The sequence below is a fragment of the Chitinibacter tainanensis DSM 15459 genome (genome assembly GCF_000429785.1).
Classification (GTDB): Bacteria; Pseudomonadota; Gammaproteobacteria; order Burkholderiales; family Chitinibacteraceae; genus Chitinibacter; species Chitinibacter tainanensis.
Genome location: NZ_KE386951.1, coordinates 498,484 through 522,971 on the forward strand (window position 1 = coordinate 498,484; position 24,488 = coordinate 522,971).

24 protein-coding genes are annotated in these 24,488 nt (G+C 57.2%); 14 read left to right on the top strand and 10 right to left on the bottom strand.

Features of this window, described 5'->3' with window-relative positions:
* Positions 1-44: 44 nt before the first annotated feature.
* Positions 45-851: a class D beta-lactamase gene (gene blaOXA / locus G482_RS18485; RefSeq protein ID WP_034619679.1), complete on the bottom strand. Its 807-nt coding sequence runs from the start codon at positions 849-851 to the stop codon at positions 45-47.
* Between the two features lie 105 nt (positions 852-956).
* On the bottom strand, positions 957-1,391 hold the full coding sequence (locus G482_RS0111810; protein WP_028450195.1) for a MerR family transcriptional regulator: 435 nt from the start codon (positions 1,389-1,391) through the stop codon (positions 957-959).
* Positions 1,392-1,456: 65 nt separating this feature from the next.
* Between G482_RS0111810 and G482_RS0111815 the strand changes: the two genes are divergently transcribed.
* Positions 1,457-2,077 (top strand): cation efflux transmembrane domain-containing protein, encoded by a 621-nt coding sequence (locus G482_RS0111815; RefSeq protein ID WP_028450196.1) that lies wholly within the window; start codon positions 1,457-1,459, stop codon positions 2,075-2,077.
* 64 nt (positions 2,078-2,141) lie between these two features.
* Here G482_RS0111815 and G482_RS0111820 read toward each other — a convergent pair whose 3' ends face one another.
* The 3 genes from G482_RS0111820 to G482_RS0111830 all read right to left on the bottom strand — a co-directional run bounded on the left by G482_RS0111820 (position 2,142) and on the right by G482_RS0111830 (position 4,331).
* Positions 2,142-2,627, bottom strand: a complete 486-nt coding sequence (locus G482_RS0111820; protein ID WP_028450197.1) for an SAM-dependent methyltransferase — start codon at positions 2,625-2,627, stop codon at positions 2,142-2,144.
* Between the two features lie 89 nt (positions 2,628-2,716).
* Positions 2,717-3,556, bottom strand: a complete 840-nt coding sequence (locus G482_RS0111825; protein ID WP_028450198.1) for a bifunctional transcriptional activator/DNA repair enzyme AdaA — start codon at positions 3,554-3,556, stop codon at positions 2,717-2,719.
* Positions 3,557-3,566: 10 nt separating this feature from the next.
* Entirely contained in the window at positions 3,567-4,331 is a 765-nt protein-coding gene (locus G482_RS0111830) for an SDR family oxidoreductase (RefSeq protein WP_028450199.1), read from the bottom strand.
* Between the two features lie 391 nt (positions 4,332-4,722).
* Here G482_RS0111830 and G482_RS18490 point away from each other — a divergent pair, with 391 nt between their 5' ends.
* Complete coding sequence (locus tag G482_RS18490) at positions 4,723-5,799, top strand: alpha/beta hydrolase family protein (RefSeq protein ID WP_169721076.1); 1,077 nt, start codon at positions 4,723-4,725, stop codon at positions 5,797-5,799.
* 104 nt (positions 5,800-5,903) lie between these two features.
* Here the strand turns inward: G482_RS18490 and G482_RS0111840 are convergent, their stop codons facing one another.
* The 4 genes from G482_RS0111840 to dnaA all read right to left on the bottom strand — a co-directional run bounded on the left by G482_RS0111840 (position 5,904) and on the right by dnaA (position 12,558).
* On the bottom strand, positions 5,904-7,163 hold the full coding sequence (locus tag G482_RS0111840) for a TraB/GumN family protein (RefSeq protein ID WP_028450200.1): 1,260 nt from the start codon (positions 7,161-7,163) through the stop codon (positions 5,904-5,906).
* Between the two features lie 264 nt (positions 7,164-7,427).
* Entirely contained in the window at positions 7,428-9,842 is a 2,415-nt protein-coding gene (gene gyrB, locus G482_RS0111845) for a DNA topoisomerase (ATP-hydrolyzing) subunit B (RefSeq protein ID WP_034619535.1), read from the bottom strand.
* 82 nt (positions 9,843-9,924) lie between these two features.
* Positions 9,925-11,031, bottom strand: a complete 1,107-nt coding sequence (gene dnaN / locus G482_RS0111850; RefSeq protein WP_028450202.1) for a DNA polymerase III subunit beta — start codon at positions 11,029-11,031, stop codon at positions 9,925-9,927.
* Between the two features lie 105 nt (positions 11,032-11,136).
* On the bottom strand, positions 11,137-12,558 hold the full coding sequence (gene dnaA, locus G482_RS0111855; RefSeq protein WP_034619536.1) for a chromosomal replication initiator protein DnaA: 1,422 nt from the start codon (positions 12,556-12,558) through the stop codon (positions 11,137-11,139).
* A 234-nt stretch (positions 12,559-12,792) separates the two neighbouring features.
* Here dnaA and rpmH point away from each other — a divergent pair, with 234 nt between their 5' ends.
* The 7 genes from rpmH to mnmE all read left to right on the top strand — a co-directional run bounded on the left by rpmH (position 12,793) and on the right by mnmE (position 17,728).
* The gene (gene rpmH / locus G482_RS20120; protein WP_081986631.1) at positions 12,793-12,927 is read left to right on the top strand and encodes a 50S ribosomal protein L34; all 135 of its coding nucleotides are present in this window, start codon (positions 12,793-12,795) and stop codon (positions 12,925-12,927) included.
* A gap of 33 nt (positions 12,928-12,960) precedes the next feature.
* On the top strand, positions 12,961-13,338 hold the full coding sequence (gene rnpA, locus G482_RS0111860; protein WP_028450204.1) for a ribonuclease P protein component: 378 nt from the start codon (positions 12,961-12,963) through the stop codon (positions 13,336-13,338).
* Entirely contained in the window at positions 13,311-13,520 is a 210-nt protein-coding gene (yidD, locus tag G482_RS0111865) for a membrane protein insertion efficiency factor YidD (RefSeq protein WP_028450205.1), read from the top strand. Before rnpA ends, yidD begins: the two co-directional genes overlap by 28 nt.
* Positions 13,521-13,558: 38 nt before the next feature.
* Positions 13,559-15,217 (top strand): membrane protein insertase YidC, encoded by a 1,659-nt coding sequence (yidC, locus tag G482_RS0111870; RefSeq protein WP_028450206.1) that lies wholly within the window; start codon positions 13,559-13,561, stop codon positions 15,215-15,217.
* 179 nt (positions 15,218-15,396) lie between these two features.
* Complete coding sequence (locus G482_RS0111875) at positions 15,397-15,732, top strand: hypothetical protein (RefSeq protein WP_028450207.1); 336 nt, start codon at positions 15,397-15,399, stop codon at positions 15,730-15,732.
* Positions 15,733-15,817: 85 nt separating this feature from the next.
* A complete protein-coding gene (locus G482_RS18495; protein ID WP_034619537.1) occupies positions 15,818-16,321 on the top strand; it encodes a DUF6803 family protein in 504 nt (167 codons plus the stop codon).
* A gap of 69 nt (positions 16,322-16,390) precedes the next feature.
* A complete protein-coding gene (gene mnmE / locus G482_RS0111885) occupies positions 16,391-17,728 on the top strand; it encodes a tRNA uridine-5-carboxymethylaminomethyl(34) synthesis GTPase MnmE (protein WP_028450208.1) in 1,338 nt (445 codons plus the stop codon).
* A gap of 7 nt (positions 17,729-17,735) precedes the next feature.
* On the opposite strand, the gene G482_RS19680 is transcribed toward mnmE, so the two are convergent.
* The gene (locus tag G482_RS19680; RefSeq protein WP_051258971.1) at positions 17,736-20,411 is read right to left on the bottom strand and encodes a hybrid sensor histidine kinase/response regulator; all 2,676 of its coding nucleotides are present in this window, start codon (positions 20,409-20,411) and stop codon (positions 17,736-17,738) included.
* A 404-nt stretch (positions 20,412-20,815) separates the two neighbouring features.
* On the opposite strand from G482_RS19680, the gene purE reads away from it, so the two are divergent.
* The 5 genes from purE to G482_RS0111915 all read left to right on the top strand — a co-directional run bounded on the left by purE (position 20,816) and on the right by G482_RS0111915 (position 24,422).
* Complete coding sequence (gene purE, locus G482_RS0111895; protein ID WP_028450209.1) at positions 20,816-21,304, top strand: 5-(carboxyamino)imidazole ribonucleotide mutase; 489 nt, start codon at positions 20,816-20,818, stop codon at positions 21,302-21,304.
* On the top strand, positions 21,301-21,573 hold the full coding sequence (locus tag G482_RS0111900; protein ID WP_028450210.1) for a hypothetical protein: 273 nt from the start codon (positions 21,301-21,303) through the stop codon (positions 21,571-21,573). Before purE ends, G482_RS0111900 begins: the two co-directional genes overlap by 4 nt.
* Positions 21,563-22,711 carry a 5-(carboxyamino)imidazole ribonucleotide synthase gene (locus G482_RS0111905; RefSeq protein ID WP_028450211.1) on the top strand — a complete coding sequence of 383 codons (1,149 nt, stop codon included), beginning with the start codon at positions 21,563-21,565 and terminating at the stop codon, positions 22,709-22,711. Before G482_RS0111900 ends, G482_RS0111905 begins: the two co-directional genes overlap by 11 nt.
* Positions 22,712-22,912: 201 nt before the next feature.
* Positions 22,913-23,464: a GNAT family N-acetyltransferase gene (locus G482_RS19685; protein WP_051258972.1), complete on the top strand. Its 552-nt coding sequence runs from the start codon at positions 22,913-22,915 to the stop codon at positions 23,462-23,464.
* Between the two features lie 79 nt (positions 23,465-23,543).
* The gene (locus G482_RS0111915) at positions 23,544-24,422 is read left to right on the top strand and encodes a phosphoribosylaminoimidazolesuccinocarboxamide synthase (protein ID WP_034619538.1); all 879 of its coding nucleotides are present in this window, start codon (positions 23,544-23,546) and stop codon (positions 24,420-24,422) included.
* The last annotated feature ends 66 nt before the right edge of the window (positions 24,423-24,488 follow it).

Genomic DNA, 24,488 nt, shown 5'->3' on the forward strand with positions numbered 1-24,488 from the left:
ATTCATACCCACCACTGTATCTACTCGCAACCCAATTAAATCAATTACTTGGTAGACATACCCTCAAGCAGCCCTAGTGCACGCAGGCTGGCTTTCACACGCGCGGGGCGGGCGGCTAGATCGGTGCCGGGCGGGGTATCCATATTCAGGGCGTATACATACAGCTGCCCGCCCTGCGTGAGCCAGCCTACCTGCCAACCGATGCTGGGCTGCTGGCTGCCGGTCCAGCCGGTTTTGCCGTAGAGCTGCCAGCCGGCGGTGTTTTCCAGTAGGCTAATCTCGCGCACGGCGGCTTGCTGGGCAGCAGGGTAAGGTAGTTGACCTTGAGCCAGGCGGCTTAAAAATTGGACTTGCTCGCTGGCGCTAATCTGCAGCGCGCCCTGCCCAAGCCAGAATTGGTCAATGGCCTTGCCAATTTTGGCGTTGCCGTAATTGAGCTCGGTTAGCGCCGCCTGCATCTGCGTTGGGCCGATGCGGCGGGCGAGCGTTTGATAGGCCAAGACATTAGACACTTTAATCGCTTGCCGCAAACTCATGTCTTGCGCCCAGCTGGGCAAAAACACTGGCTCGCCGCGGTAGTGGAAAAACACTTCATCCACACTGGCGACCGCGCCAGTATGCAGGCCGATCAGGCTGTGGGGGATTTTGAACGTCGAAGCGGGGCTAAAGCGCTGCTGCGCGCGGGCCAGATCATTGGTCAGCCAGCGATTGCTAGCTACATCCTGCACCACAATCACCCCAGCCGCGCCTTGCATGGCGGTAACGAGACGCGGGTCTTCTTTTAGGGGTATTGCCGCCAAAGCCAGATTAGCCAATAGCCCTAGCGCTATACCCGTAATGAATTTATACATCGCCACTTCCCGCCCAAAACAGCCAGCATACGCAAAAGCCGCCATAACCCACAAGGCAATATCACCATCACCGAGCGGCATGGCCGATAGCGAAGCGGGCAGAATTTATGCCGTTGCGGCGTGCTGGGCATCGCACTGCGGGCAGGCGCGGTTTTCCAGTGTTTCGAGCAGGCGGCAATGGGCGGCGGCATCACTGTCGCAGCCGGCCAGCGTTTGTAGCGCGCTGTGTAAAGCCTGCAAATCGCGAATCCGCGCGGCCACGGCCTCTAGCTGCCGCTGCACCAGCGCATCGGCATCGCGGCAAGGCGCATCGGGGTGGGCGGCCAGATCCAATAGGCCGCGAATATCTTCAATCGCAAAGCCCAGCTCGCGGGCGCGGCGAATAAACCCCAGCCGCGTGACGGCATCGGCCCCGTAGCGGCGATAGCCATTGGCCGCGCGCGGCGGCGCGGGCAACAGCCCAATGCGTTCGTAATAGCGAATGGTTTCGGCATGCACACCGCTGGCCTGCGCCAGCTGCTGGGTGGTGAGGGTGGCCATGCTTGACTCCGTAGTGGCTACAGGGTTCAGCATACCTGCATCATTCTTCGATGTGGAGCAAAACCATGGGAGCAGCATGTCACGGTGGGTGCAGTGGGGCTACGGCGGTGGTCGACCCGCGTTATCGGCAAATTTTATGGCTGGCGCTATTGGCTAATGCCGGGATGTTTGGACTGGAGCTGTGGGCCGGGGCGGCAGCGGGCTCGGTGTCGCTGCTGGCCGATTCGCTGGATTTTTTAGGCGATGCGGCCAATTACGCGCTGAGTCTGTGGGTATTGGGGCTCAGCCTCGGTACCCGGGCGCGGGCCTCGCTGGTGAAAGCGGCCAGCATGGCGCTGTTTGGCGTGGGGGTGCTACTGGCCAGCGGCTGGCGGGCTTGGCAGGGCGGCGTGCCCGAGCCGCTCACCATGGGTTGGGTGGGCACGCTGGCGCTGTTGGTGAATCTGGGCGTGGCGCTGCTGCTGTATGCGCACCGGCATGGCGATAGCAATCGGCAAAGCGCATGGCTGTGTTCGCGCAACGATGCGATTGGCAATCTGGCAGTCTTGCTGGCGGCAGCGGGGGTGTTTGGCACCGGCCGTAGCTGGCCGGATTTAATGGTGGCCACCATCATGGCCAGCCTAGCGCTGAGCGCAGCCCTACAGGTATTGCGCCAAGCGCGTCATGAATTAAAGCACGCACACTAATACCCGCCAGGTGTATTCACCAGTAAAGCAAGATTAGCAAGCCCGATAGGGCAATACCCTTACCTTATTCCGGTGTAGCCGCGGGCAACCAATACGCCTGCATCAGCTCGCTGGCCCATGCGGGCTGCTGCACCGCTTGGCGGGGCAAAAATTCAGCCAGGACGGGTTTGAGATCCACCACCGGCGTGCCGGCAATCGCATCCAGCTCGGCTACGGTGAGGGTGCGCCCGGCCACGCTCACCACACGGCAAATGGTGGAGCCCAGCCGATTAGGGCGATTTTTGCCACGCTGGGCAAAGATGCCCACCTTGGGCCAGGCCGGGTTATTGCGCGGGTGGCGGGCGGCCGACTCGATTTTGTGCGCCGCCACCTGATGAAACACGAAGAGCACTTCCACATGCGAGAACTCGGCCAGCCCGGCCAGTGCTTCGGCCGGGTAATCGTCGGTGAGGGTAATCTGCGCCAGTGTGCCGCCCCAGTGATCGTCTTCGGGCGCGCTGCGGCTGGCCGCCACATAGGCAATCGGGGCAAGGGAAAAGGTGTCGTTCATTGGGCCTCCGGCTGGGTGTGGGCGCAGCCGGCAGCCGCGCCCTGCCCACTGTAGCGTATGCGGCAGGGCTTTGTCTGTGGCGCACAAGGCTAGAGCACGGGCGCGGCCTGCAGCTGCTCCCAGGTTTGGATCATCAGCTTTTTGCCCAAGCCCCAGCGATAGCCGCCCAGTGCCCCACTTTGCTGAATCACCCGATGGCAGGGAATGAGCAAGGCCACAGGATTGGCGCCGATGGCATTGCCCACGGCCCGCGCCGCCGTCGGGCGCCCCACGGCCGCCGCGATCTGCCCGTAGCTCGTGAGCGCCGCGGGCGGGATATTCAATAAAGCGCGCCACACCGCCAGCTGAAAATTGGTGCCGGCCACATGCAGCGACACCGGCCCTGCCGCGGCGGCATCTGCCGCGCCAAACATCGTGGCCACCACAGGCGCGGTGGCGGCTGGGTTTTCGCGGATGGTACTCAGCGGCCAGGCTTGCTGCAGCTCGGCCAGCAACGTGGCGGGGGAATGAAAATCCAGCAGCTCGGCGCGGCAGACCCCGCGCGGGGTTTGCGCTAGCCACAGCGGCCCAACCGGCGTGGCGTGCAGCCCATATTCGATCACCAGCCCCGCGCCACGGCTTTTGTATTCGCCGGGCGTAACTGCGGCCAGCTGCACAAAATGATCATGCAGGCGCGAGCCACCACTCAGCCCCAGCACATGAGCGGTTTCCAGCACCGAGGCGGATTGATCGAGTAGCGCCTTGCCCCGCTCCAGCGTCAGCGCCTGCAAAAACCGCTTGGGCGTGGTGCCGGCCCAGCGGCAAAATAGCCGCTGAAAATGAAACGGGCTCAGGTGCACCGCGCTGGCCACGGCGGCAAGGCTAGGCTGCTCGTGCGCATGCGCCGCTAAATACTGCATGGCCTGCGCCACGCGCTGGAAATCTGACATCTGCGCCCCCTTACACCCGCTGAATCGACACCCCACCATCCACCAACATGGCGGAGCCGGTGGTAAAGCTTGCCTCATCCGAGGCCAAATACAAAGCCGAACGGGCAATTTCGGCTGGCGTAGCCATGCGTTTGAGCGCATGCAGCTGCTGCACCAGCGCGATGGCTTCGGGCGTATTGGCAAATTCGCGGCCCGCCGGCGTATCGGTGCCGCCGGGGAGTAGCGCATTCACCCGAATCTGCTGCGCGCCAAATTCGCTGGCCAATACTTGCGTCAGGCCAATTAGCCCGGCTTTGCTGGCGGCATAGGCCGCCATGCCCGGCATACCGGCGGTATAGCCGACAAATGTCGACGTAAAAATCAGCGAGCCGCCCTGCCGCGCCGCCATCGCCGGCAGCTGATATTTGGTGGCCAGAAAAGCGCTGGTGAGGTTAGTGGCCAGTACCTGATTCCAATCCGCTAGGCTCAGCTGCGTGACCGGCCCCATTTCACCCAAAATGCCCGCATTATTAAAGGCGATATCCAGCCCACCATATTCATCCACCGCCCGCGCCACCAGCGCCTCTGCAAACGCTTCATCCCCCACATCGCCCACCAGCGCGCTCGCCTGGCCACCGGCGGCCCGAATTTGCGCCACCAAATCGTGCAAAGGTGCCGCTCGCCGCGCCGCCACCACCACTGCAGCCCCTTCGCGGGCAAACAGCGCTGCCGTGGCATGGCCAATGCCGCTGCTTGCCCCGGTGATAATCGCTACTTTATTGGCTAAACGCCCCATGGTGCTTCCCCTTATCAGATGAGGCTTAGGCTCATGCCTAAGCTGGGCTCATCCTACGGCGCCGCCCCCGTCATGCCGACCCGAATCTTGCGCAATTGCAGGGGGATGTTGGCCGCGTGATGCCCTGCCATGATCATTAGGGGTATATCGCTCAACACATTATTTAATAATGGCTACAAGCCTATACCCAAGAGATCAAATTGGGCTTAGCTGCATGGCGCTGCAACCGAATTGAAATGACGCAGATCTTTCTAAATCTGTATGATTGGCATTTATGCCGCGCGCATCAGCATGGCTTACCACCGGCCTAGGCTGGATGGCCGCAGTCACGCTGCAACGAAACGCCGCCCCGCACTCGCGGCCTCACCTTTGCTACTGGGAGTACACCCGTTTGCATTACAAATTACGTCGTCGACTTTGGCTAGCCTGCGCCTGCGCAGTTTTGCTCCTACTGGCGGTGCTGCTCTTGGCGCAGCGCCATGAGCTCCGCGCCCAGCAACAAGTTGAGCTCACCTTTCGCCAGCAGCAAAATCAGCTGGCCGGCACATTATTATTACCCGCCGGCCAGGGGCCTTTTCCGGTGGTGTTGCTGGTGCATGGCGATGGGCCGCAAACCCGTGGGCTAGACCGCTACACGCAGATCATCAACGCATTTTTGTCGGCGGGCATCGCGTGTTTTAGCTGGGACAAACCGGGCACCGGCCAATCTACGGGCGATTGGCTGCAGCAATCGATGGCCGATCGGGCGCAAGAAACGCAGGCTGCCATGCAAATGCTGGCCCAGCGCAAAGACATTCAGCCGCAACACATTGGCGTGCTGGGGTTTTCCCAAGCCGGCTGGGTTTTACCCATCGTCGGCACGCAGCAACCCGCCCCCGCTTACCTCATCACCGTTGGGGCGGCGCTCGACTGGCAGGCGCAGGGGGTGTATTTCACCCAGCAACGCCTGCGCCGCGCGGGCCTTAGCGCGCCGGCCACGGCGCAAGCGCTGCAATGGCAACACGCCGCGCCACAGCCTTCGCTCTCGCTCAGCTTTGCCGACTATCGCCAGCAATATCAGGCTTACATCGCCCAACACCCCGCCCCCGCTGGCGCCAATACCGAGCCGCTGAGCGCCGCGCGCTATCATTTCATCGCGCTCAATCGCCATGCCAATAGCCGCGAGCAGCTCAGCAACCTAGCAACGCCAATACTGGCGATTTGGGGCCAAGATGATTTGAATGTAGATGCCGCCGCAAACGCGCAGGCCTTTGCCGCCCTCCTGAAACCCCAAGCCCACCCGCAGCATCAAGTGGCCATCATCCCGCAGGCCGATCACACCATGCTGAATTCGGCCACCTACAGCATGCAACTACCCAGCGAATGGACATGGTGGATGACGCTACGCTATTTCATCGCCGCCGAAGACGCCTTCGCGCCGGAGTTTCTACCGCTGATTGTGGAGTGGGCTAAAAGATATTCGCAGTAAGTGCGAGCCCTGCTCGAGTGACACCGCCCGCTGCGCGCCCCGAACCCAAGCAAAATTAAACCGAGCCTAACAGGCTCGGTTTATCAAGACAGAATGCCAGCAACTCAATACACCGCTGGGTAGCCTGTCCAATTGGGGGTAATGAAGTTAATCTGCCGCACATAAAACAAGCTCTGATAGGCGCGACCAAAACGGTTCGGTGTTTGCGTGGCAAAGTTCACCTCACGGATACTTCTTTTGCCCACCTCGGCTCTGACCGCGGCATCCGTCGGGTAAGGCATGTAAACAAGCGCCCCCACCTGGTCTAATTCAAATTCCAAGCTACCGCTTAATACGATTTCATCGGGGCTATTGACTTTGCTGGCGGTGATATTGGTAGTGTGTATTTGCGTGCCATAGCGCTTGGCGAGCACGCTGCCGGTACTTTCCTGCAGGGTGGAACCTGCGGCAAAACCATGCAAGGCATGCGTAAGTACAATGGCCTTTTTCCCAGCAAATGGGCCATCCAGCAGCCAAAGTGCGTTGTTTCCCGCTTCATGGTCACGCGCATTGTAGTCCAGTACTTTTGGCGTATTCCACACATAACCCGCTGTTCCGCCCAAGCTATTCACTGCGCGGCACCAGAAGCCATCCGAGTCAAAGCGATATTGATTTGTAGCGGGGGCAGTACAAAACTCAGTTTTCACCAGCTCCAAAACCCGCTTAAATACCGCCAGATCGGCAGGCGCATCGGTGTATTCAGGGTTGGTTGTTACGCGTTGAGCGATAGTTTTGAAGGTGCTCCATTGCGGATCCAATAAAACCGCCGCATTGCGAGCCTGCAGCCGTGCTTCTAGCCGCGTAACAAAAAGCCCAGTTGACGCCACGCCTTCCATCATCACATCAATCCCGGCCAGCTCCATAGGCTTGGCGCCTGCTTGCGTCTGATCGACATAGGCAAACATTTTTTGCCCATGGGCATCTCGCGAAAAGCCATAAAACGCGCGACCTGGTGCCGACACGGTGAAAGCCATTGATCGGTTCTGCTTGAGTTCATTCATATTGGCAACATCAAACATCCCACTTTCGATTAGCAGGACATCAAAGCCTTTGTTTTCATGCAGATACCGGATTAGGCGGGCATTTAAATCCATCACCTGAGCGACAACGTGTGAAGGCTCGGTGAGCACCACAATGCTTGAATCACCGACCGCTCGGCCAAAACTCGCCAAATCTGCATCAGTGATGGCATCGATATCGCTCGTGGAAAAGGCTTGGGCCGTTTTTCTCAGATCACCCGTAGTTTCACTGCTGGAGCCACCATCACTCCCCCCACCACATGCGGTGAGTGTTAGCGCAAAAATGGCCGACAGAATCAATTTCATTTGTAGTGAGGCCTAAAGTTGAAAATCCCAAAAATCTTACACCAAGCAACTTTATAATTACAAAAGCCAAACAAAACCTAACCAAAAGCGATACAAATGAAACAGAAAACGCAGACCAGATAAAAATATCTAATGATTCTCAGTTATTTGCAAAATGACGTTCAATAAAAAAGCCCCTTGCGGGGCTTTTTTAGCTTCAAACTGAAGTCCCATAAATCTAGAAAAGTGGGAAATATCTAGAAGTTAATGAGATCCTACAAAACCTTAAACGTCTAGATTCCGCGCCACCAGCGCATTTTGTTCGATGAAATGGCGGCGGGGTTCGACTTGATCGCCCATCAGGGTGGTGAAAATCTCGTCAGCGGCAATGGCGTCTTCGATGTTCACTTTCAGCAGGCGGCGCACGGTGACGTCCATGGTGGTTTCCCACAGCTGTTCAGGGTTCATCTCGCCCAGACCTTTATAGCGCTGAATCGTCATATTGCGGCGCACTTCGGCCAGCAGCCAATCGAGCGCGTCTTTGAATGATTTCACCGGCTGATGATGATCGCCACGGCGCACGCTGGCGTCGCTGCCGATCAGGCCCAGCAGCATATCGGCCATGCGCTTGATCTGCGCATAGTCGCCCGACAGGATGAAATCGCTGTCGATGTATTGCTGGGTCAGCACGCCATGCAAATGCCGCTCGATGCGCACTTGCCAGCCGCCTTCTACGCTTTCGGCAATGAAGGTAAATGCGGGGTGATTCACCGCGGCAGTCAGACGGGCGGCGGTATCTTGCGCGCCGGCTTCGTCGGCCAGATTGATCGGGGCCATGGTAAGCATGGCATTGAGGATCATCGGATCGATAAAGCGGCTTTCGCGTTCAATCACGGCCTCGGTCACGAAGTATTGCTTGGCCAGCGTTTCGAGCGCTTCGCCGCTAATGCCCGGCTTATCCGCGCCCGGCAGCAGTTCGGCGCCATCCATGGCGGCGCGCAACAAGTGCTGTTTCAGCTCTTGCTCGTCTTTCAGATAGGTTTCTTTTTTGCCCTGCTTCACTTTAAACAGTGGCGGCTGCGCGATGTAGATGTAGCCACGCTCCACCAGCTCAGGCAGCTGGCGATAAAAGAAGGTGAGCAACAGGGTACGGATATGCGAGCCATCCACGTCCGCATCCGTCATGATAATGATGCGGTGGTAGCGCAGTTTTTCGATATTGAAATCATCTTTGCCAATACCGCAGCCCAGTGCGGTAATCAGCGTGCCGACTTCTTGGCTGGCGAGCATACGATCAAAACGCGCGCGCTCCACGTTCAGAATCTTACCTTTCAGCGGCAGAATGGCCTGGAATTTGCGATCACGGCCTTGCTTGGCTGAGCCGCCGGCGGAGTCACCCTCGACCAGATACAGCTCAGACAATTCTGGATTTTTTTCCTGGCAGTCGGCCAGTTTGCCGGGCAGACCCAAGCCATCCAGCACGCCTTTGCGGCGGGTGATCTCGCGCGCTTTGCGAGCAGCTTCGCGGGCGCGCGCGGCATCGACGATTTTGCTACAAATGATTTTAGCGTCGTTCGGGTTTTCGAGCAGGAAATCGGCCAGCGCTTGCGCGACCACTTCATTCACCACCGGGCCGATTTCGCTGGAAACCAGTTTATCTTTGGTCTGGCTGCTAAATTTCGGGTCTGGCAGTTTCACCGACAAGACGCACGACAAGCCTTCCCGCATATCATCGCCGCTGGTTTCTACCTTGGCTTTTTTCGCGAATTCGTGGCTTTCGATGTATTGATTCAGCGTGCGGGTCATCACCTGCCGCAGTGCGGTCATGTGAGTGCCGCCATCACGCTGCGGAATATTATTGGTAAAGCACTGCACCGATTCTTGGTAAGAATCGTTCCACTGCATGGCCACTTCCACCGTCATGCCGTCTTTTTCGCCCAGCGCATAGAAAATATGCGGGTGCAACACGGTTTTGGCGCGGTTTACATATTCAACAAAGCCTTTCACGCCGCCGGTGTAGTTGAAGTTTTCTTCTTTCCCATTGCGACGATCGATCAGCAGGATATTCACGCCGTTATTCAGGAATGACAGCTCGCGAATCCGTTTGGCCAAAATCTCGAAATGAAATTCGATCACGCCAAAGGTTTCGGCGCTGGCCATGAAATGCACTTCAGTACCGCGTTTGTCGGTGTCACCAATGACTTTCAGTGGCGCCACGGCTTCACCCTGGCGGAATTCCATGGTGTGCACTTTGCCATCGCGGCGAATGGTGAGGCGCAGCCAATCCGACAGCGCATTCACCACCGATACCCCCACGCCATGCAGACCGCCGGAGACTTTGTAGCTGTTCTGGTCGAATTTACCGCCCGCATGCAGCTCGGTCATCACGATTTCGGCCGCCGAGCGTTTGAATTCGTCGTCTTCCTTGATCGCGGTAGGAATACCACGGCCATTGTCTTCGATCGAAATCGAGTTATCGGCGTGGATAATGACCTTGATCGTGTCGCAATGACCAGCCAGCGCCTCGTCGATGGCGTTATCCAGCACCTCGAACACCATGTGATGCAGACCTGTGCCATCGCCCGTGTCACCGATATACATGCCGGGACGTTTGCGGACGGCTTCAAGGCCCTTCAGGATACGAATACTGTCGGCGCCATATTCGGCCGGGTTTGCTTCAGGATGTTGATGTTCGCTCATAAGACTCAATCAGAATGCGGGGTGAAGACCAAAGGGCAAAATACAAAGGGCGCAAGCGCCCTTTTGTAGCTTCACCAAACGACTAAATGCGCATTGGCATGACGATGTATTTGAAGTGCTCGTTATCCGGGATAGTGACCAACACGCTGGAATTCACATCCCCGAAGTAGCAGTGCAGGGTTTCCACCGAAAGATTGGTTAATACATCCAGGAGGTATTGGATGTTAAAGCCCACATCCAGTGGCTCGTGGGCATATACCACCTCAAGCTCTTCTTGTGCTTCTTCCTGTTCATTGTTGTTGCACAGGATTTTCAGGCTACCTTCGGTCAGCACCAGACGTACGCCGCGGAATTTTTCATTCGACAGAATGGCTGCGCGCTGCATTGCCGCCAGCAAGGCGGTGCGCTCGACTGACAACAGGCGCTGGTTGTTCACCGGAATGACCCGGTTGTAATCCGGGAATTTGCCATCCACCACTTTACTGTGGATCACGATATTGCCAAAGGTAAATTTGACCTGATTGCCCGCGATGTCGATGGCGACTTCGTCATCCACATCGGCCAGCAGTTTGTAGAGCTCCAGAATGGTTTTGCGCGGCAAAATCACTTCGTTTTTATCAAACGAAGCGGTCAGCTCAGTTGAGGCAAAACCCAGACGGTGGCCATCGGTGGCGACCAATTTGAGCAGATTGCCCTCGGTCACCATAAACATGCCGTTCAGATAGTAACGGATATCCTGATGCGCCATGGCAAATTGCACCCGGCCCAGCAATGCTTTGAGCTGGCCTTGCGGCATCCGCACTGTGGCGCGGGTATTGTCATCCACCGCCAGCTGCGGGAAATCATTGGCCGGCAGCGTTTGCAGGGCAAAACGGCTCTTGCCAGCTTTAATGGTCAGACGGCCGTCGGCCTCTTCAAACGACACCACGGTTTTATCCGGAATAGCGCGCAGAATATCCGACAGCTTTTTCGCGGCCACGGTAATGGCAAAGTCGCCCCCCGAAAAACCATCGCTTTGCGAGCTGCTGATCTGGATTTCCAGATCAGTGCCGGTAAACACCAGTTTGTCGCCGTCTTTTTTGATCAGCACATTAGAGAGAATCGGCAAAGTATGGCGACGCTCCACAATCCCGGTCACGGTAGCCAGTGGTTTCAAGAGCGAATCGCGTTCAGCTTGCAGCAGTTGCATTTTCCCTCACCTAATCCAGTCAAATGGTTGAATAAATTAACACTCGATTCTACCCGATTTCAGGGCGGCTTTCAGATTGCGAAATACCCGCAGCAGGGTTTTCGTTCAGGAACGCAACATCTGCAGCAATACGCCGTATTGATGCGCCAATTCCTGATCCGTTTGGCGGAAATCCTGAATCGTTCGGCAGGCATGCAGCACCGTGGTGTGATCACGGCCGCCAAAGGCGTCGCCAATCGCCGGCAAACTCATCTGCGTGAGCTCTTTGGTGAGCGCCATCGCCAATTGCCGCGGGCGCGCAATATCGCGCGTACGCTTTTTGCTGTGCATGTCGGCCACTTTGATTTTGTAAAAATCAGCGACCGTTTTCTGGATGTTTTCCACCGACACCTGCCGGCTACCCGAGGCCAGAATATCGCGCAGCGCTTCTTTGGCCGAATCGACCGTAATCGCCTGATTAGTAAAGCGCGCATAGGCCATCACCCGCTTGAGTGCGCCTTCCAGCTCACGCACATTCGAGCGGATGTTTTTGGCGATAAAGAAAGCCACCGTGGCATCGAGCTTGAAATGCTCGGCCTCGGCTTTTTTCATCAAAATCGCCACCCGCATTTCGGTTTCTGGCGGCTCGATCGGCACAATCAGCCCCCACGAGAAGCGACTAGTTAGCCGCTCTTGCAGGCCTTCGATTTCGCGGGGGATTTTGTCCGAGGTCAGGATGATCTGCTTGCCGCTTTCCAGCAGCGCATTAAAGAGATAGAAGAACTCTTCCTGCGTGCGGTCTTTGCCGACAAAGAACTGAATATCATCCACCAGCAACACATCGAGCGAGTGGTAGTACTTTTTAAATTCGTCGAATGATTTGTGCTGGTAGGCTTTCACCACATCCTGCACATATTTTTCCGCATGGATGTAGCGGATTTTGGCTTGTGGATTGTGCTGGTGTACAAAATTACCAATCGCCTGAATCAAGTGCGTTTTACCCAGGCCGACCCCACCGTATACAAACAGCGGGTTGTAACTCACACCCGGGTTTTCCGCCACCTGCACGGCGGCGGCACGCGCCACCTGGTTGGCTTTACCTGTCACCAGCGTATCAAAGGTATGGCTCGGGTTCAGGCGGGATAATTCATGATTGGAGCCCGCCGCATCAAAGCGCTTGGCGGGTTTGGGTTGCAATGCGGGCGCCGCGGCGGCAGCCACGGGCGCTTCTTCGGCCGCAGGCATGGCATCAGCCACTTTCGCCGCAGGCGCCACGGCGGCCACAGCAGGCGCGGGCGCAGCGCCCACGCGCAATTCGATCGGCGGCGGCAAGCCTTCGCACACTTTCGCCGCGGCCATCTCGATCATACCCAGATAGCGATCACGAATAAATTGCAGGAAAATTTGATTGGGAACGGCAATGACCAAGCTGCCATCAATCAGCTGCGCACTATTGGCCAGGGGCTTGATCCAGATATTGTACTGACTGGCAGCCAGACTCTGCTGCAACTCATTCAGGCAATGTGACCAAAGGGCTTCTGTTTGCATACTTATGTTTTTGTTTGCCGTGGCGACACTTCACCCGCACTCACAGCCCAACAGGGCCAGCGCTCGCGAAAAAAGTGACAGGGGTTGAAACGGGAAGCGCCCCATTGTACCGCTTCATCCCAAACTTATCCACAGCCTTTACACCTTTGACCCGAAACATTTTATCTTGACAAAACAGACTGCACACTGATTAAATCGCGTGTTTACTGCACCTTTGTCTATCTAGGATTCATCATGAAGCGTACTTTCCAACCTTCTGTAATCAAACGCAAGCGTACTCACGGCTTTCGCGTTCGCATGAGCACTGTAGGTGGCCGTCGCGTCCTGAACGCACGCCGCGCTAAAGGCCGCAAAGTACTGTCTGCTTAAGCCTTGCTTGAGTTTGCCAGCGCAGGCCACAGTATGAGTAGCGTCCCTCGCTACCGCTTTACGCGCTCAGCGCGTCTACTAAAAACGGATGATTTTTCATCCGTTTTTAGTTTGCGCGCTTCAGTGGGGAATGATTACTTCCAGCTGCTGGGCAAACCGAATGCAGGTCAGGCAGCCCGTCTGGGCCTGGTGGTCGGCAAAAAAACCGACAAACGGGCCGTGGGTCGCAACTACATCAAACGCACCATTCGAGAAACTTTCCGGTTAAATGCCACTCAGTTAGCCGGGCTGGATATCGTGGTGCGTTCGCGTAAGGCGTTCACTCGTCAGGAAGGCGCCGCCGCACGTGCAGCTTTATTGAGCTTGTTCAAGAAGATTCGCACATGTCGCGCCTTATCATCGCACTCGTGAAACTTTACCAGCTGATGATCAGCCCCTTGCTGGGCCCGCGCTGCCGGTTTACCCCGACTTGCTCGCAGTACAGCATTGAAGCCATCCAGAAATACGGTGCCGCCAAGGGCAGTTATCTGACTGTCCGCCGCTTGTGTCGCTGCCATCCTTGGGGTGGCTGCGGGCATGATCCGGTACCCTAATCAATAACCCCTGAGTGAGTGGGAGCTCGTCCGTCCAAATGGATACCAAGAGACTCGTCCTGTTTGTTGCCCTGTCGTTCGGCATCTTGTTCTTCTGGCAACACTATATGGAGCAGCAATATCCGCAGCTCAAGCAAAACGCCTCTAGCGTTGCCAAAGCTTCGGCTGCCGCCAGCGCCGTAACGGCCACCGGCAGCAATGCAGCTACCCCGGCCGACAATAGCCGCCTGGCCAAAGGCAATCGCATTGCTGTTCGCACCGATTTGCTAACCGCTGTGATCGATACCAATGGTGCCGATCTGCGTGAAGTGAAACTGCTGAAACACGGTGACACCAAAGATCCGAAAAAACCATTCACCCTGCTGCAAGACGAAGGCGAGCACATTTATGTGGCGCAAACCGGCCTGCTGGGTGGCGATCTGCCAACACACAAAAATCAGTTCACCAGCGCGCAAACCAGCTATCAGCTAGCCGATGGTCAGAATGAAGTCGCAGTACGCCTGGAGCACACGACCGCCAGTGGCGTTAAAGTGGCCAAGATCTACACCTTCAAACGCGATAGCTATCTGATCGACGTGAAGTATGAGATCGCCAATGGCAGCGCCGCGCCGATCAATGCCAGCGCCTACTACCGCCTGACCCGTGATGGCCAAGTAGAAAACCCAGGCATGTTTGGCACGCACACCTTTACTGGCCCTGCGGTCTACACCGATGCAGGTAAATTCCAGAAAGTGGAATTTGCCAAAATCAGCAAAGGCGAAGCCAAATACACGCCAAGCGCCAACGATGGCTGGATTGCGATGATTCAGCACTACTTCGTTTCGGGCTGGATCATGTCGCCCAATGGCGGCGCGGCCCAGTGCGCACCGAATGCTTGTCGCTATGAGATGAAAGCGCTGCCAGACAACCAGTTTGCAGTAAGCTCAACCATCGACTTGCCGACCATCGCCGCTGGCGCGAAGCTGGAAAAATCGGTACCGCTGTATGTGGGCCCGCAAGAAACCAAGCGCCTGAAAGACACAGCCAAAGACTTTGATCTGGTGAAAGACTATGGCATGTTCACCATCTTCGCGAAGCCACTGTTTGCCGTGCTGCAGTTTATCCACAGCTTCGTGGGCAACTGGGGTTGGTCAATCATTCTGGTAACGCTGCTGATTAAAGCCGCCTTCTTCCCACTGGCCAGCGCCAGCTATCGCTCGATGGCGAAAATGCGCCAACTGGCTCCACGGATGGAAGCCCTGAAACAGCGCCACGGCGATGACCGGATGAAATTCCAGCAAGCCGTGATGGAGATGTACAAAACCGAGAAAGTAAACCCGCTGGGCGGTTGTTTGCCGATGCTGGTACAGATTCCGGTGTTCATGGGTTTCTACTGGATGCTGCTGGCCGCGGTGGAATTGCGCCAAGCGCCGTGGGAATTCTGGATTCACGATCTGTCGATCCCTGATCCGTTCTACATCTTGCCACTGATCATGGCCGTGTCGATGTATGTGCAGTCGTCATTATCGCCACCGCCACCTGATCCAATGCAGGCGAAGATGATGAAGTGGATGCCTATCGTATTCTCGGTGTTCTTCTTCTTCTTCCCAGCCGGCTTGGTGCTGTACTGGGTGGTGAATAACGTACTGTCGATCGCCCAGCAGTATGTGATTACCAAGCAAGTTGAAAAGCAAGCGCAGCTGGCGAAAAACAGCTAAGCGCCCAACGCTAAAAAAGCCACCTGCGGGTGGCTTTTTTATTGCCTAGGGTATATGCACCTAAACAATCTCTATCAAGGGTTTCAGCCCTATACCCCCAGCTTGCGTTAACACAATAATCCCGGCCAAAAAGTTTGGCAGACTGGGAACTAAACCGAATCGTCTGAGCCTATTGCTAGATGTCGCGCTCCGTTCTGACTTCCTGCCTAGCCAGCTTACTGGCGCTCTTGCTGCTGTTGAGCAGCGGGCCGCTGTTTGCCAGCCTGCGGGCGCTACCGGCGAGCCCAGCAACGGCTAGCCACAACCACTGCGACAGCACCGCGGCCACCACCAGCAGCCAAATCCTGCTCTCAGCCGCGCCCGATTGCCTCGCCCATTGCGCCGTGCCCACCGCCCCGGTGGTGTTGCTACCCTTAATCCCCATCCAAACCCCGCGCACGCTCGCCCTGAGCCATGCGCATGCCTCGCATTACATCACCCCGCCGTCTCCGCCCCCGAAAGCCGCCGCGCAGTAATTCACTCTGCCACGCTATGGCGCAATTTGCGCCCTAGTTCACCTGCTTTTATGTCGGGCGTGCCAGCACGCCCGCGGAGAACATCATGAATATGACCCATTACATGGCCCTACTGGCCGACAATCAACCGTGGAATCTGATCCTGTTTATGGCCATTCCGGTCATCTTGGCCGAAACCGTGGCCATCACCGAGCTATTTATCCTATTTAGCCGCCCGCAAGGCGGCTGGCTGCGCCGGATCAACCGTTGGGCCAGCATCACCGGCGGTATCTATTTCACCGGCGTATTTATCTACCTGATGAAAACCGCCGTCATCCCACTCACCGCCAGCGGTGGCTGGCTGGGCGCGGCCGATGTCATTGCGGTGGGCTGCTATCTGGCCGGGATCATCCCACTGGGCGGAATGGCGCTGTTGGATTTGGGCTTAATCGGAAAAGCGTGGGATGAAGAGCGCAAACTGAAATTACACGCCATCTTTGTCGCGATATTCCTGGTGATTGCGCACATCGCCATGATTTTCGGCATGCTTGACCCAACGCTACTGATGAGTGATGCGGCCAGCGCTAGCATGAGCAGCATGCATCACTAAGCCGCCACGCAGCGAGCAGGCGGCAGTCTGCGTTATCATTAGGTTTTAGCGTTGTATCGGGCTGCCGCCATGACTTTGTACGTCCAAGACACCATCGCCGCCATCGCCACCGCACCGGGGCGTGGCGGGGTTGGGGTTATCCGCATTTCCGGCCGCAATCTTTCGGCCCTGATCGCTGGACTGATTGGCCGCGAGCTCAAGCCCCGCTTTGCGCATTTTGCCCGCTTCAAAGCCGCCGATGGCGCGGTGCTGGATGAAGGGCTGGCACTGCTCTTCCCTAACCCAGCCAGCTTTACCGGCGAAGACGTGCTCGAATTGCAAGGCCATGGCGGGCCGGTGGTGATGAGCATGCTGCTCAAACGTTGTATCGAGCTGGGCGCGCGCCACGCGCAGCCGGGCGAATTCACCAAGCGGGCGTTTTTAAATGGCAAGCTCGATCTGGCCCAAGCCGAAGCTGTGGCCGATATCATCGACGCGCAATCCGAAGCCGCCGCCAAATCGGCGCTCAAATCGCTGGATGGCGCTTTTTCGCGTGAAGTGCATAAATTAGTCGATGAGCTGATTACCCTGCGCATGCTGGTAGAAGCCACGCTGGATTTCCCCGAAGAAGACATCGATTTTCTCGAAGCCGCCGATGCGCGCGGCAAACTGGCCGGCATCACCGCCCAGCTTGAACACACCCTCGCCACTGCTACGCAAGGCAAACTGCTGCGCGAAGGCATGCATGTGGTGTTGATCGGGCAGCCCAATGTGGGCAAATCCAGCCTGATGAATGCACTGGCTGGTGAAGACATCGCCATCGTGACCGACATTGCTGGCACCACCCGCGATACGGTGCGCGAGCTGCTGTCGATTGATGGCGTGCCCTTGCACCTGATCGACACCGCCGGCCTGCGCGAGACCGACGACACCGTGGAGCGCATCGGTATCGAGCGCACCTGGGCCGCAGTCGAAAAAGCCGATCTAGCGCTCTTGCTACTCGATAGCCGCGAAGGCGTCACCGCCCACGATCAGCATATTCTGGCCAAGCTGCCCCCCAAGCTGAAGGTGCTGCGGGTATTCAATAAAATCGACCTCACCGGCGAAGTGCCCGGCGTGGTGGCTGAAGATGAAATCCACATCTCCGCCAAGCAGGGTATTGGCCTGCGCGACCTGAAAGACAAGCTTTTGAAGCAGATAGGGTGGCAGGGTATCAACGATGACGTCTTTATCGCTCGCGAGCGTCACCTGACTGCGATCCGCACCGCGCGCGAGCACCTGCACACCGCCGATGCGGCCTACTTGCAAATCGAAATTTTGGCCGAGGAGCTGCGCCTAGCGCAAAACAGCCTGAATGAAATCACCGGCGAGTTCACCAGCGATGATCTACTAGGGGTGATATTTAGCCGTTTCTGTATCGGCAAGTAGGGCCAAATTACACTTGCACTTTGGGGCGCACCCATTGAATCAGTACCGTTTGCAAGGCTTCGATCTGCACCGGTTTGGTCATAAAGTCGTTCATGCCGGCGCTAAAGCATTGCTCGCGATCTTCGGCAAAGGCATTAGCCGTCAGCGCCACGATCGGCAGCTGCTGATAGCGGCCGCCGAGCGCGCGGATCTGCCGGGTCGCGTCAAAACCATCCAGCTCGGGCATCTGGCAATCCATCAGCACCAGATCATAGTCATGCAGCTGCACCGCGCGCACCGCCTGCACCCCATCGCTGGCTAAATCCACCCGGCAGCCGAGTTTTTCCAGCATCAGCACGCCAACTTTCTGATTCATCGGGTTGTCTTCTACCAGCAAAACATGGCGGCGGGCCTTGGCCGCCAGCTCGGCGACCTTGTGCACGGTCAGCAATCCGGTCTGTTCGCCGGCCTGCTCGGGTTGCAAGGCATGGGCGAGGCATTGCTCCAGGGCTTCAAAATGAATCGGTTTGCTTAAATAGGCGGCAAAGCCGGCTTCATCGGCTTGCGCGCCCTGCCCTTGCACCCCTTGGGCAACCGAGAGCACCACCGGCACCTGCGCACAGCCGGCCACGGCGTGAATCCGCGCCGGCAAATGCACCGGCAAACTCACGCCTAATAATAAATCTACCAGCACCAGCTCCGGCGGCGTGGCGGCAATGCCGCTCAGCAGGCTGGCGTCATCGGCATAGCTGCGCACCACGCAGCCCATTTGCAGTAGATCAGCCTGTAATTTATGCCGGCCGGTGATGGATGCGGCCAAGAGCGCGATTTGCCGCCCATGTAGCGCGGCAGGTGTGGGCGAACTGGTGCGCTTGGCCGGTAAGCCCAGCTCAATTTCAAACCAGAATTGCGCCCCCTGCCCAACCTCACTGCTTACGCCGATCTCGCCTTGCATAGCCTCCACCAGCCGCCGGCAAATCGATAAGCCCAGGCCGGTACCGCCAAAGCGACGGGTGGTTGAGACATCTGCTTGATGGAAAGGCTGAAATAGCTGGTTTTGCACCTCTGGGGCAATGCCGATCCCCTGATCGGCTACTTCGATGCGAATGCGCGCCTGCTCGCCGTGGCGCTGCACCAGGCGGGCACGGGTAATGATCTCGCCCTTGGGCGTGAATTTCACGGCGTTATTGAGTAGATTGAGCAAAATCTGCCGCAGGCGGCTAGGGTCGCCATTGACCTGCAGTGGTACAGACGCATCCACGAGGCACAGAAGCTCCAAGCCCTTGTGCTGGGCCTGGGCGGCAATGATGTCTTGCGTGTCTTCCAGCAGCCGGCGCAGATCAAACTCGATATTTTCCAGCAGCAGCTGCCCCGCTTCGATCTTGGAAAAATCCAGAATATCGTTCAGCAAGGTCAGCAAGGCAGTACCGGAGTGGCGGATATTCTGAATATATTGCTGTTGCTCGGCATCAAGATCGGTTTCGGCCAACAGGCTAGAAAAACCCAGCACAGCATTCAAAGGCGTGCGGATTTCGTGGCTCATATTGGCCAAAAAGGCCGATTTGGTTTGGCTGGCCATCAGCGCGGCTTCTTTGGCGGCGATCAATACCCGTTCGGTTTCCAGTCGGGACGATAAATCCCGCACCATGATCTGAATCCGCACCGGCACGCCATCCATATCGCGCTCCAGCACCGAAAAGCTGGCCTCCACCGGTAAGCTTTGCGCGTCGCGACGATTGAGCAGCAGATATTCACCCAGCAGGGTATCGGTTTGCAGCAAGCGCCCCTGAATATTGCTCCAGCCGGGCTTGAGCAACCATTGCAAAGGCCAGAAGCCCACCACCGCCTGCGGTGAACCGCAATTGAGCATCGCGGACCAGGCCGGGTTGGCAAACAAGATTCGCCCCTGCCCGCTAATCACCGCGCTACCATCGGCCATCTGCTGCACCACCACATCCAGCTGATGTTCTTGCTGCAGCAAAATCTGGTTCAGCTGATCGCGGTGCTCGGCCAGCTCGTGGGCATTGGCATCGCGTAGCGCAAATTGCGCCAGCAAATCATGCTGCAGCCGGGTTACCCCGTCGGCCAGCTCGTGAATTTCATGCCGATGTTTTTCTTCGGGCAAGGGGGCCGAAATCGCCAGCCGGGTTTCGTCCATCCGCTGCACGTGCTCCGACAAAGCCTGAATTGGCAGTGAAATATTGCGGCGGAATAATAGAAAAATCAGAAAGGCAATCAGAAACAGCTCAATACTCACAATCCAGGCAAAGCGCAGCGCTTCGCGCCAGACTTCCTGCCGCAGTAATTCGCGATCCAGGCGGATTTCCCAAGTGCCGAGCGATTGATTGGCCTTGGGCATTTGCAGCGAATACACCTTGAGTTCGGTGATTTGCTGCTGATTAGCGTCTTTTTTGCGGTATTCGAGCTTGGGGCCGGCACTGACAATGCGCGCGGACAAAATCGCCGGAAAACGGGATAAGCCCTGTAGCTGGATTTGGGCGGATTCGTAATCAACTTCCCAAATCGCTTTGGTCAGGCTGTTTTGGTAGGCGGTAATCACCGATTGCACTTGGGCGCGCTGGCGTGCCAAGCCATCCTGATACGCCACCCAGCCGTTCACGAGGCTGGTGAGCAAGGACAGCAACAGGCTGTAAAACAGGATGCGGCCAAATAGATAGCGCGAGAGCGGGCCGAAGCTACGCATAGATCACATCCGCAGGGCGGCGCATCCAGCACACAAGGGCTGGGCGCCACACAGGCCGGCAAAGGCCGCCGCAAGACCGCATCAAATCGCACCTCATTGGCAATGAAGCTTCAATTTAGCAGGATCGTGCTGGCAAAACCAAGCAACGCGCAACTTTCGGGCAAAAAAAACGCCAGTTCGACGAATCGAAATGGCGCTCAGTAAGACATAGGATGGAAATGAAACACTACAGCCACATGCAGACTAGCTGTATGACAAGATATTGCCCCAGCCACAAATATTAGTCAACGCTAATACTGTAGGTAATTTTCCTGATACAAGGCAGCACCTTTTGTCCAAACCCCTATCGGAACGACTTGTTTTTTCGGTAAAATTGACCGCTTTTGCGTTTGGAGTTCACGGCGATGGTTCAAGTCGGCGTAGTAATGGGTAGCAATAGCGATTGGGAAGTGATGCAACACGCAGCCAAGCAGCTGAAAGCCTTTGGCGTCGAGTTTGAATGCAAAGTGGTATCGGCCCACCGCACCCCGGATTTGTTGTTTCAATATGCCGAAGAAGCGGCAGCCCGCGGCCTGACTTGCATTATTGCTGGCGCCGGCGGTGCAGCCCATTTGCCAGGTATGTTGGCCGCGAAAACCACCGTGCCAGTCTTGGGTGTGCCTGTACCCTCCAAATATCTGCGCGGCGAAGATTCGCTGTTGTCGATCGTGCAAATGCCCAAAGGCATTCCAGTGGCCACTTTCGCGATTGGTGAAGCGGGCGCCGCCAATGCCGGCCTGTTTGCCGTAGCCATGCTGGCCGGTAGCAACCCAGCGCTGGCGCAACAGCTGAATGATTTCCGCGAAAGCCAGAAACAAACCGTGCTGGCCATGGAATTACCCGCTGTCGAATGATCGATCGCACGCAGCCTACCGATCTACGCCCTTGCTGGTATTACATACTGGTCAAGGGCTGTTTATTTTGGGGACTGACCTGTTCCCTGTTGTTGGCGGCACTTTGGCATTACAGCGGCACTTATCCCAACTGGATTGAGGGGGTATGGGCTGCAAACCCAATGGCGATGATCGCTGGCGGGATATACGGCTTTGGGCAATGGGGATTTGCCCGCCACCAGGCTTTTAAAGCAAGACTGCAATGGAAGGAAGACAACGATGAGCAATAAAGCGACAACCCCTATTTTGCCCCCGGCGATGCTGGGCATTTTGGGCGGCGGCCAGCTGGGCCGCATGTTCGCCACGGCAGCCAAAACCATGGGCTACCGCGTGACCGTGCTCGACCCGGACCAACACGCCCCCGCGGCGGATTTTGCGGATGTCCATCTGTGCAAATCGTTTACCGATCCCGCAGCACTGCAGTACATGGCTGAGCATTGCGCGGCCATCACCACCGAATTTGAAAACGTCAACGCCGACTCGATGCGTTGGCTGGCCGCCCAAGGCGTACCGGTTTCGCCCTCCGGCGATTGCGTCGCCATTGCGCAAGACCGCATCGCCGAAAAAACCTTTATCCGCGACGCGGGCCTGGATACCGCGCCGTTTCTGGCAGTCAAAAACGCTGCCAGCCTGGAAGGCGACCTCGCGCCCTATCTGCCCGGTATTCTGAAAACCGCACGCTTGGGCTACGACGGCAAAGGCCAGGTACGGGTGAAAACCGCGGAAGAAGCGCGTTTTGCGCATGCCGAAATGAAGCATCAGCCCTGTGTGCTGGAAAAAATGCTGCCCTTGGTGGCCGAGGTATCGGTGATTGTCACCCGCACTCGCGCCAATGAAGTGGTGAGCTTTCCGGTGGCAGAAAACGAGCACGTTGATGGCATTCTCGATGTCTCGATCGTGCCGGCCCGGGTGAAACCCGAAGTCGCCGAACGCGCGCGCGCTATGGCGATGACGCTGGCCGAAAAACTCGACTACATCGGCGTGATGGCGGTGGAATTTTTCGTGCTGGAAGGCGATGCGCTGGTGATCAATGAAATGGCGCCACGCCCACATAACTCGGGACACTATACGCTCGACGCCACTCTCACCAGCCAGTTCGAACAGCAAGTGCGCGCCATGTGCGGGCTGTACCCGGGCAAACCGGATCTGCTGCAGCCCACCGTGATGGTGAATCTGCTGGGCGATGTGTGGGGTGAAGAGGGGGCCGAGCCACGTTGGGACGTACTGCTCACCGCGCCGAATGCCAAGCTGCATCTGTATGGCAAAAAGATGGCACGTCCGGGCCGGAAAATGGGCCACTACAATGTCCTGGCCGCCACCGCCGAAGACGCGCTAGAGCAAGCCCGCGCCATCAAAGAAACACTGTAAGCGGCCACTGCGGCCACCATCTGTCACGGGTATTGCTCGCCAAGCCAATCTAGCAAAGGCATCACGAGCAATACCCTAGACTGCATCATCGCCCTCACTCGCGCCGCGCCGTCACTGCCGCCGCCGCGGGTAAATAATTTCACCTTGCTGACAACATTCCGCTAAGATGGTTGTTTTGCTGACAAACTATCGTCATTGCTTATGAACGCTCCCCGTTACCGCTTGCGCCGGGCCACGCTGGATGATCTCAGCCTGATCGTGAGCTGGCCGCAAACGCCGACCGAATTGCGTTTTCTGTTTCCCCGCGCCGATTGGCCGGCAGAACCGCTGAAACTGCTGCAGCACTTGGCCGGCCATGAAGACGGCTTTGTGGTGTGCAATGACGAACATGTGCTGGGCTACGCCAGCCTGTATAACGCTAAACACCAAGGCCGCGCCTGGATTGGCCATCTGATCGTCAATCCACGCGCCCGCCGCATGGGCGTGGCCCGCTATCTGGTCTGTGCGCTCACCACCATCGCGCAAGAACGCCACCGCTGCAGCGAAATGGCCACCATCTGCTTTGCCAATAATCAGGGCGCCTACGATTTTTACCACGCGCTGGGCTTTCGCAGCGAAGGCTGGGAAACCCGGCTCGATCATCGCAATGAAGGGGTGAAAGTCTATCGGCTGGTGCGCCATACCGGCAGCCCGCAGCCCTACCCCGAGCCGACTGAAAATAGCTTTGCGCTGGGCGGCTCAAGCGCCGCGTAAATAGGCAAAGCGCGGCGATTCAGGCAAAATACCGCCTTGATTCGTCCTAGTGGTGATCCACCACGCTTCTGGAGCAATGATGAGCGGCCTGACTTCCACCAATCTCACCAGCCTGAAAAAAATCTACTCGGGCAAAGTGCGCGATCTGTACGAAATTGACGACCAGCGCATGCTGATGATCGCCACCGATCGCCTATCGGCGTTTGACGTGATTCTGGCCGAGCCGATTCCGGAAAAAGGCAAGATCCTGACTTCAATCTCTAATTTCTGGTTCGACCTGCTCAAAGACGTGGTGCCTAGCCACTTCACCGGCGATCAACCCGAAGACGTGGTTTCCGAAGCCGACCGCCCGCAAGTCGAAGGTCGCGCCGTGGTGTGCAAACGCCTGAAACCGGTGCCGGTAGAAGCGATTGTACGGGGGTATATCGCTGGCAGCGGCTGGAAAGAATACAAGCAGCAAGGTACCGTGTGCGGTATCCAATTGCCAGCCGGCCTCGTTGAGGCCGACAAGCTGCCAGAACCAATCTTCACGCCATCGACCAAAGCGGCAGTGGGCGATCACGACGAGAACATCAGCTACGCACAATGCGAAGAAATCTTGGGCGCCGAACTCGCCGCCAAAGTACGTGACACCGCGATCTTGCTGTACAAAACCGCCAGCGAATACGCCGCCACCCGCGGCATTATCATCGGCGACACCAAATTTGAATTCGGCCTCGATGAAAATGGCGTGCTGTGCCTGATGGACGAAGCGCTAACCCCAGACAGCAGCCGTTTCTGGCCAGCCGACCAATACCAGCCTGGCACCAACCCACCGAGCTACGATAAACAATTCGTGCGCGATTGGCTGGAAAGCACCGGCTGGGATAAAACCCCACCCGCCCCGGCCCTGCCCGCCGAAGTAGCGGAAAAAACCGCGGCGAAATACCGCGAAGCACTGGAAAAGCTCACCAAGTAATCCATGCCGATACGCCCTCTGACCCGAGGGCGTTTTTTATTCCCTTTTTTGCAGGAAATTGCACTC